The sequence below is a fragment of the Roseovarius autotrophicus genome, from assembly GCF_018069895.1.
GTDB lineage: Bacteria > Pseudomonadota > Alphaproteobacteria > Rhodobacterales > Rhodobacteraceae > Roseovarius > Roseovarius autotrophicus.
This window is the reverse complement of record NZ_JAGQDH010000012.1, coordinates 69307-77220: the sequence shown is the minus strand read 5'-3', so window position 1 is coordinate 77220 and position 7914 is coordinate 69307. Positions and strand designations below refer to the sequence as shown.

Annotated in this window: 11 protein-coding genes; 5 read left to right on the top strand and 6 right to left on the bottom strand. The window is 67.1% G+C overall.

Annotation, left to right across the window (positions count from 1 at the left end; translation table 11 throughout):
• The 5 genes from KAK09_RS12950 to KAK09_RS12930 form a co-directional block, all read left to right on the top strand.
• Positions 1-191 (top strand): EF-Tu C-terminal domain-related protein (locus KAK09_RS12950; RefSeq protein WP_472908845.1); only part of this gene is annotated, 191 nt, incomplete at its 5' end.
• Positions 192-271: 80 nt separating this feature from the next.
• Positions 272-580 (top strand): 30S ribosomal protein S10, encoded by a 309-nt coding sequence (rpsJ, locus tag KAK09_RS12945; RefSeq protein WP_104018654.1) that lies wholly within the window; start codon positions 272-274, stop codon positions 578-580.
• A 13-nt stretch (positions 581-593) separates the two neighbouring features.
• Positions 594-1436, top strand: a complete 843-nt coding sequence (rplC, locus tag KAK09_RS12940) for a 50S ribosomal protein L3 (RefSeq protein WP_210879360.1) — start codon at positions 594-596, stop codon at positions 1434-1436.
• Positions 1433-2050 carry a 50S ribosomal protein L4 gene (rplD, locus tag KAK09_RS12935; protein WP_210879359.1) on the top strand — a complete coding sequence of 206 codons (618 nt, stop codon included), beginning with the start codon at positions 1433-1435 and terminating at the stop codon, positions 2048-2050. The genes rplC and rplD overlap by 4 nt, the downstream gene beginning before the upstream one ends.
• On the top strand, positions 2047-2343 hold the full coding sequence (locus KAK09_RS12930; protein ID WP_210879358.1) for a 50S ribosomal protein L23: 297 nt from the start codon (positions 2047-2049) through the stop codon (positions 2341-2343). Before rplD ends, KAK09_RS12930 begins: the two co-directional genes overlap by 4 nt.
• An 81-nt stretch (positions 2344-2424) precedes the next feature.
• On the opposite strand, the gene KAK09_RS12925 is transcribed toward KAK09_RS12930, so the two are convergent.
• Genes KAK09_RS12925 through kce form a run of 6 tightly spaced genes read right to left on the bottom strand, consistent with a single transcriptional unit; the run spans position 2425 to position 7913 of the window.
• Positions 2425-3447, bottom strand: coding sequence for a C45 family autoproteolytic acyltransferase/hydolase (locus KAK09_RS12925; RefSeq protein WP_210879357.1), 1023 nt, complete (start codon positions 3445-3447; stop codon positions 2425-2427).
• On the bottom strand, positions 3444-4478 hold the full coding sequence (locus tag KAK09_RS12920) for an N-acetyltransferase DgcN family protein (RefSeq protein WP_210879356.1): 1035 nt from the start codon (positions 4476-4478) through the stop codon (positions 3444-3446). Before KAK09_RS12920 ends, KAK09_RS12925 begins: the two co-directional genes overlap by 4 nt.
• The gene (locus tag KAK09_RS12915) at positions 4471-5505 is read right to left on the bottom strand and encodes a dipeptide epimerase (protein ID WP_210879355.1); all 1035 of its coding nucleotides are present in this window, start codon (positions 5503-5505) and stop codon (positions 4471-4473) included. The genes KAK09_RS12920 and KAK09_RS12915 overlap by 8 nt, the downstream gene beginning before the upstream one ends.
• Positions 5502-6530 (bottom strand): histone deacetylase family protein, encoded by a 1029-nt coding sequence (locus KAK09_RS12910; RefSeq protein ID WP_210879354.1) that lies wholly within the window; start codon positions 6528-6530, stop codon positions 5502-5504. The genes KAK09_RS12915 and KAK09_RS12910 overlap by 4 nt, the downstream gene beginning before the upstream one ends.
• Positions 6527-7000 (bottom strand): GNAT family N-acetyltransferase, encoded by a 474-nt coding sequence (locus tag KAK09_RS12905; protein ID WP_210879353.1) that lies wholly within the window; start codon positions 6998-7000, stop codon positions 6527-6529. The genes KAK09_RS12910 and KAK09_RS12905 overlap by 4 nt, the downstream gene beginning before the upstream one ends.
• Complete coding sequence (gene kce / locus KAK09_RS12900; RefSeq protein ID WP_210879352.1) at positions 6987-7913, bottom strand: 3,5-dioxohexanoate:acetyl-CoA acetone transferase; 927 nt, start codon at positions 7911-7913, stop codon at positions 6987-6989. The genes KAK09_RS12905 and kce overlap by 14 nt, the downstream gene beginning before the upstream one ends.
• Position 7914 lies beyond the last annotated feature (1 nt).

The window sequence follows — 7914 nt, the reverse complement described above, 5'->3', positions numbered from 1 at the left end:
ACTTCCGCACCACGGATGTGACCGGCACGGTGGTTCTGCCTGAAGGCACGGAAATGGTCATGCCCGGCGACAACCTGAAATTCACGGTTGAGCTGATCGCGCCCATCGCCATGGAAGACGGCCTGCGCTTCGCCATCCGCGAAGGCGGCCGCACCGTCGGCGCAGGCGTCGTGTCGAAAATCCTGGTGTAACAACCTTTAGGGTTCGACGAGGGAGGCCGGATGGTCCGGCCTTCCTCCTATCAACTCCAACGCCGCGAAAGGCTACCTCAATGCAAGGCCAAAACATTCGCATCCGGCTCAAGGCGTTCGATTACCGCGTTCTGGATGCCAGCACGCAGGAAATCGTGAACACCGCCAAGCGGACCGGCGCGCAGGTGCGCGGACCGATTCCGCTGCCGAACAAGATCGAGAAATACACCGTTCTGCGTGGACCCCACGTGAACAAGAAATCCCGCGACCAGTTCGAGATCCGCACCCACAAGCGGCTTCTCGATATTGTCGATCCCACCCCGCAGACCGTGGACGCGCTGATGAAGCTCGACCTCGCGGCCGGCGTGGACGTGCAGATTTCGGTTTGAGGAGGGCAAGGACATGTTGCGCTCTGGTGTGATCGCGAAAAAGGTCGGGATGACCCGGCTTTTCATGGAAGACGGCAAGCAGATTCCTGTGACCGTTCTTCAACTGGACAAGCTTCAGGTGGTGGCGCAGCGCACCCCTGAGAAAGACGGCTACACGGCCGTGCAACTCGGCGCCGGAACCGCCAAGGCCAAGCGCACGACGCAGGCGATGCGCGGCCATTTCGCCGCCGCGCAGGTCGAGCCCAAGCGCAAGATCGCGGAATTCCGCGTGGCGCCGGAGAACCTCATCGACGTGGGCGAGGAGATCACCGCCGACCACTACTTCGCCGGGCAGTTCGTGGACGTGTCGGGCACCTCGATCGGCAAGGGTTTTGCCGGGGCCATGAAGCGGCATAATTTCGGCGGTCTGCGTGCTTCGCACGGCGTGTCGATCAGCCACCGCTCGCACGGCTCTACCGGTCAGTGTCAGGATCCGGGCCGCGTGTTCAAGGGCAAGAAGATGGCCGGTCACATGGGGGCGGTGCGTGTCACCACGCAGAACCTTCAGGTGGTCAAGACCGATGCCGACCGGGGCCTGATCATGGTCAAGGGCGCGGTGCCCGGCTCCAAGGGCGGCTGGGTCACGATCAAGGACGCGGTCAAGAAACCGTTCCCCGAGAACGCGATCTTGCCCGCCGCGCTGAAATCCGCCGCTGACGAGGCTGCGCGTGCCGCCGAGGAGGCCGCCGCTCTGGCCGCAGCCGAGGCAGAAGCCGAAGCCAAGCGTCTGGCCGAGGAAGCCGCCGCTGCCGAGGAGGCCGCACTCAAGGAGGCCGAGGCCGCAATCGAGGCCGAGAAGAAGGAAGGCGAGGAATGAAACTCGACGTGATCACACTGGACGGCGGCAAGGCCGGCTCGGTCGATCTGGGCGAAGACATCTTCGGGCTGGATCCGCGCGCCGATATCCTGCACCGCGTCGTCCGCTGGCAGCGCAACAAGGCGCAGGCCGGCACGCACAAGGTCAAGACCCGGTCCGAAACCAGCTATTCGACCAAGAAGATCTATCGCCAGAAGGGCACCGGTGGCGCACGCCACGGCGACCGCAATGCGCCGATCTTTCGCAAGGGCGGCATCTACAAGGGTCCGACCCCGCGGAGCCATGCGCACGAGTTGCCCAAGAAGGTGCGCGCGCTTGGCCTCAAGCACGCGCTCTCGGCCAAGGCCCGCGCGGGTGAGCTTGTGGTGATCGACGTGGCGGTGGGCGACGGCAAGACCAAGACCCTAGCCAAGCAGATCAAGGATCTGGGCTGGAAGCGCGCGCTCGTCATCGACGGGGCCGCAGTCAATGCCGAGTTCGCTCGTGCGGCGGCCAATATCGAGGGTCTCGATGTGCTGCCCTCGATGGGCGCGAATGTCTATGACATCCTCAAGCGTGACACGCTCGTGCTCACCAAGGCGGGTGTCGAAGCACTGGAGGCTCGTCTGAAATGAGCGCGAAACCTGAACATTACGACGTGATCCGCAAGCCGGTCATCACCGAAAAGGCGACCATGGTATCCGAGAACGGCGCCATCGTCTTTGAGGTGGATATTGAGGCCAACAAGCCGCAGATCAAGGAAGCGGTGGAAACGCTGTTCGGCGTCAAGGTGAAGGCGGTGAACACCACCATCACCAAGGGCAAGCAAAAGCGCTTTCGCGGCATGCTTGGCCGCCGCAAGGACGTCAAGAAGGCCTATGTGACCCTCGAAGAGGGCAACACGATCGACGTGACCACGGGGCTTTGATCCCGGTGGGTTGACACCCACCCTACGGGTGCGGGATTGCCCCCGGCCGCGCAAGCGGTCGGGGGTTTTCATTGTGGCGGGTCATATTCCGGTGACACCGTGATGCTCCACCTTCGCGCGGTTCTGCGCGCGCACCTCCCACTCTACGCCTGTAGCCCTCATCCGGAAAACCGTCGTTGCCAGCGTGTTCTCGTCGTCGGGATCGTCCGGGGCGGTGCGAAAGATGGGCAGGCCGGGGCCAGCGGTGTCGCGCAGGATCGCCAGCGGATCGCGGATGCCCTGGGCGAGGAGGGCCGTGCCGCGCGCCTGCCGGTCGGCGGAGGAGCGGGTGATGCTCTGCCCCTCGGGTCCGAGGGGCAGGTGCAGCGCGTGATTTGCGTGGACCTTCGGTTCGGTGATCTCCCCCACCGAGACCGCGCCGCCGCCATATTCCACGCTCAGGATCCGCGTATCGCCCGCGTGGGCAAAGCCCATGTGAAAGCCGCCGCTGTCGTGGTTCGCCCTGAAATGTGCGGTCACCTCGTCGAGGGAACGGCAGCCAAGCGCCGCGCGGCCAAGCGCCATGCGTGGCACGGCTGCCACAACGCCGCGCAAGCGGATGTTGTTCACCGCCTGCACCAGCCCCACCCCGGTCACCGCGAAGGTATGTCCCGGAATCGAGCCAGGATAGCAGAAAGCGGTGAAACCGGGCGCGCCCTCGGGCATGACGTCGGCCAGAAAGGCATGGCCGCGAAAACCGGGCAGGCCATCCTCGTTATGGGCGATGACGGGTTCCCGCCCCGGCATAAGGACCGTGGTGCAGCCGTCTGGCGCGTTCGAGATGAGATCACCCCGGCAGTTCCACGCGATCACGTCCTCGAAGGGCAGGGCGAGGCCCTCGGCCAGCCCCGCCACCTCCTCGTGGATGGTCGGGAACCGCGCGCGCAGCTCTTCACCCATCCGCGCCACGGCTGCGTGATACGCAGGCGCGGTGACGGCCTGCCAGTAGGGCGTATGGAGGAGCACGGTGTGAACCGCCGTGCGCCCCGCTTCGCCAAGCGCGCGGCCCACCTTGCGCGGGGTGCCGCGCGCGGTGATGCGGCGCAGCTCGGGCGTGCCGGTCATGCCAGCACGGCCTCGGCCAGCCGCGCCGCGCCATTGCGCACCGGGTCGGCGGCGGGCAGGCCGGTCTCGTCCTCGACGGCCTTTAGGGCCGCCTCGGCCTCGGCCGCGCTTAGCCGCGCGGTGTTGAGGGCGATGCCCACCACCCGCGCGGGCGTGAGCGCACCCACCGCCCGCGCCACCGTCTCGTTGAGGGCGATCACCTCGGGCAGGGGCGGCACGCGCACCTCGTCAAGCGTGTCGAGCACCGTCATGCCCGCCCGGTGACACAGGATCATGCGGTTGCATGCGCTGCCGCGCATCAGCGGCAGGGTGGCCGTGCTGCCGGGATGCAGAAGCGAGCCTTGGCCCTCGATCACCACCACCTCATGCGCGGCGGCTTCGAGCACCATGCGTTCCACCATGCCGCCCGCGTGATCCACGCGCACCGCATCAAGCGGGATGCCGCGCCCGGTGATGGCAATGCCGGTCTGTCCGGTGGCGAGAAAGGCCGCGTCGCGCCCCATCTCCTGCAAGCTGCGGGTGAGTTCCAGCCCGGCGGTCATCTTGCCGATGGCCATGTCGGTGCCGACCATCAGCACGCGGATATTGTCGAGCTTTGCCGCGCGGCCCATGGCAATCGGGGGCATGTCGCCCTGCGGCACGCGCAGATCCCAGACCCATTGACCGGGCCGCAACCCCTGCCCAAGGACCGGCTCCAGCCGGTCATGCATCCCGTTGACGATCGACAGGCCATCCGCCACCGCCTGTTGCAGGATCGCCATCCATTCGGGCGGCACGCGGCCCCCCGACGGTGCGGTGCCCAGAACCAGCACTTGCGCGCCAAGCGCCTCGGCCTCATTCAGCGTCGCCACCACCGGCACGTCGCTGTCCAGCGTGCAGAGATCGCGCACGCGGCGGCCCGCCTGCGTGCTGTCGATCACGGCGGCCACGGGGTTGCGGCCATAGCGCAGGATGCCCTCGGCCATCTTGGCGTTGAGCTGGCCCATGGTGGCCTCGGCGTAGAGGGCGATGGGTCGGGACGGGTCAAGCATGGTTCAGGGCTCCTCCATGGCCGGGGCGGTCCTCGGGCAGGGTCACGCCTTCGGCGAAGGGGGCACCTGTGGCGGGGTCCGGATCAAGATTGAGATGGGAATCGAGGTCGATATAGTCGAACAGCGCCGAGAGCGAGGCCCCGGCGGCGATGGAGACAGAGCTTTCGCCCATGCAGCCGATCATGGTCTTGAGACCAAAGGCGCGGGCGGTGGCGACGATGCGCAGCGCCTCGGTGATGCCGCCGCATTTCATCAGCTTGAGGTTCACCCCGTCCACCGCAGCGGCATAGGCGGGAATGTCCGACGCGATGCGGCAGGATTCATCGACAAAGACCGGCAGGGCGCGATCCTTGAACAGCGCGGGCAATTGATCCTCGGCCCCGCGCACCAGCGGCTGTTCGACATATTCCACCCCGCGTGCGGCGAGCCAGTTCATCATGTGGCGCGCATCCGGCAGCGACCAGCCGCCATTGGCATCGACCCGGAGCGCGGCGCCGCTGTCCTTTGCGGCCTCCAGCACGGCGGCGAACATGGTCTTGTCGGCCTCGATCCCCTCGGGGCTGCCCAGCTTGATCTTGAGCGCGCGCGCGCCGCTGGCCAGCAGCAGCGGCACCCGCTCGCGCACAACCTCGGGCGGGTTGATCCCCACGGTGAGCGAGGAGACCACGCCGCGCCGGGGCAGGCCAAGCAGCCGGTAAAGCGGCATCCCGGCCTGTTTGGCGCGCAGGTCCCACAGCGCCATGTCGAGCGCGGCCAGCGCGCAAGGGGCCACGCCCGCCGCCTGCGCCCCCTCCCATGTATCGAAGATCGAGCCGGGCAGGCCATCCGCGCAGAACGCCTCAAGCTGCGCCTGCCCCTCGGCTACGCTTGCCGCGCCCTCGCTTGCGCCGGGGGCCATCTCGCCCCAGCCGGTATCTGCGCCCTCGGTGACGGACACGAAAAGGTTCTCGCCTCCCGTGATCTCGCCCCGCGAGATACGCAGCGGGAACCGCTTTTTCAGATAGAGCGTGTGATAGGCGATCTTCATGCCACACCTTCCGTGATGCTGGTAAGAAAACTCGTGAGATTGCCCCCGAGCGCGTCGGAGACATAGCCGCCCTCCTGCACCAGCAGAAGCGGCAGGCCAAGCCCCGCGATCTCGGCAGCGATGGCGCGGAAACCCGCCGTCGTGATGCGCAGCCCCTGAAACGGGTCGTCCTCATGGGCGTCAAGCCCGAGTGCGATCACCACCACATCCGCCCCGAAATCCGCGATCCGCTCCAGCGCCGTGTCAAGCGCGGCCCTGTAGCCTGCATCGGCCGTGCCGCGCGGTAGGGGCAGGTTGAGATTGGCCCCGCGCCCCGCGCCTTCGCCGCGCTCCTGCGCATGGCCCCAGAAGAACGGGTAGAACCGCACCGGATCTGCATGGATCGACACCGTGAGCACATCGCCGCGCGCGTAGAAGATGCCCTGCGTGCCGTTGCCGTGATGCACGTCCACATCAAGGATGGCGGGGCGCAGGCCGCGCGCGCGCAATGCCTCGGCGGCAATCGCGGCATTGTTGAGAAAGCAGAACCCGCCCGCCAGATCGGCGAACGCGTGGTGCCCCGGCGGGCGGCAAAGCGCATAGGCCGCGCGCGCGCCTGATGCCACCGCCACCGCGCCCGAAAGCGCGGTCTGCGCCGACCAATAGGCGGCCTTCCATGTCTCGGCGGAGATCGGGCAGGCGGTATCGGCCTGATGATAGCCCGCCTGCCCCACGGCAGAGCGCGGATAGCTGTCAGAGCGGTTGGCGGGGTGGATGTTGGGGATCACCTCCTCTCCCGCCCCCTCGATCCGCCGCCAGCGGGTGTGGATCGTGCGCAGGAAGGTCAGGTATTCGGCGGAATGAATGGCGGCAATCGGTCCTTGCCCGTGATCCTCGGGCGGATCAAACCGCAGCCCCGCCGCCTCGGCCCCCTTGCACAGGATATCCACGCGCGCAGGCACCTCGGGGTTGGGCAGGATGCGCCCGTTGGCCATGAAATGGCGCGGGTCATGGGTGGATTGGCGGGGGTCGAGAAAGGCTTTCATGGCTGCTCCATCAATCGGGTCAGGGCGTCGCCGGAGAGAAGCGCGTTACGGTCCTCGTCGCGGATTACGAATCCCAGCCGGTTGTAAAAGGCGCGCGCGCCCACGTTGTCCTGATAGACGGTGAGGCGCAGCGCGACGGATTGCCAGCGCGCCGCCCCCTCGCGCGCCGCAGCGGCCAGAAGACGGCGGCCCAGCCCGGTGCCGCGGGCGTCCGCGCTTACCCAGAGGTCCGAAATGAAGGTAACCGTGCCGCCAAGCGAGGTGCTGAGCGCGGCTTGAGCCAGCACCGCGCCGTTATCCCCGGCAAGCAGGGCGAAAGCGCAGGGCATTGGGCCGAAAAGCGCCGCCTCCAGCGTGGCCGCCTCCATGCGGAAGGGATCATCGAGATCGCGCGCGAGCGACCCGAGGGCGCGCATGAGGCCGGGCATGTCCTCGGGGCGCGCCACACGGATCCTATCAGAACCGGACATGATCCGCCCCTTTCAGCCCCAGCATCGCGCGCGCCTCGGCGGGGCTTGCCACCTCGCGCCCCAAAGCCTCGACAATGCCGCGCACCTTTGCCACCTGCTCGGCGTTGGAGCGCGCCAATTGTCCGCGCGCGATCATCAGGCTGTCCTCCAGCCCCACGCGCACATGGCCGCCCATCCCGGCCGCCATCGCCGCCATCGGCATCTGGTGCCGCCCGGCGGCCAGCACGGAAAAGAGGTAATCCTCGCCGAAATACCGATCCGCCAGCCGCTTCATATGGGTGAGGTTTTCAGGAAGCGCCTCCATCCCGCCCAACACGCTGAACACGAACTGAAGAAACACCGGCGCGCGCACCAGCCCGCGATCCATGAAATGCCGCAGCATGGTCAGGTGGCCGGTGTCGTAGCACTCGAACTCGAACCGCGCGCCGCGCTCCTCGCCCATGCGGCGCAAAACTGCCTCGATGTCGCGCGGCGTGTTCTTGAACACCAGATCGTCCGAGCCTTCAAGAAACGGTCTTTCCCACTCGAAACACCAGTCTGTGATCCGCGCGGTCATCGGGTAGAGCGCGAAATTCATCGTGCCCATGTTGAGCGAGCACATTTCCGGCTCTGCCGCCAGCGGCCCTTCAAGGCGCTCATCAAGGCTCATCACCGCGCTGCCGCCGGTGGTGAGGTTGATGATCGCATCAGAGCGGCGGGCGATCTCGGGCAGGAAGGCCATGTAATGCGCGGCGCGTGCCGAGGGGTGGCCCGTCTCGGGGTCGCGCGCGTGCAGATGCAGGATGGCCGCCCCCGCCTTGGCCGCCGCCACCGCCTGATCGGCGATGTCCTCTGCACGGAAGGGTAGGTAGGGCGACATCGAAGGGGTGTGGATCGAGCCGGTGACGGCGCAGGTCAGGATGATCTTGGACATG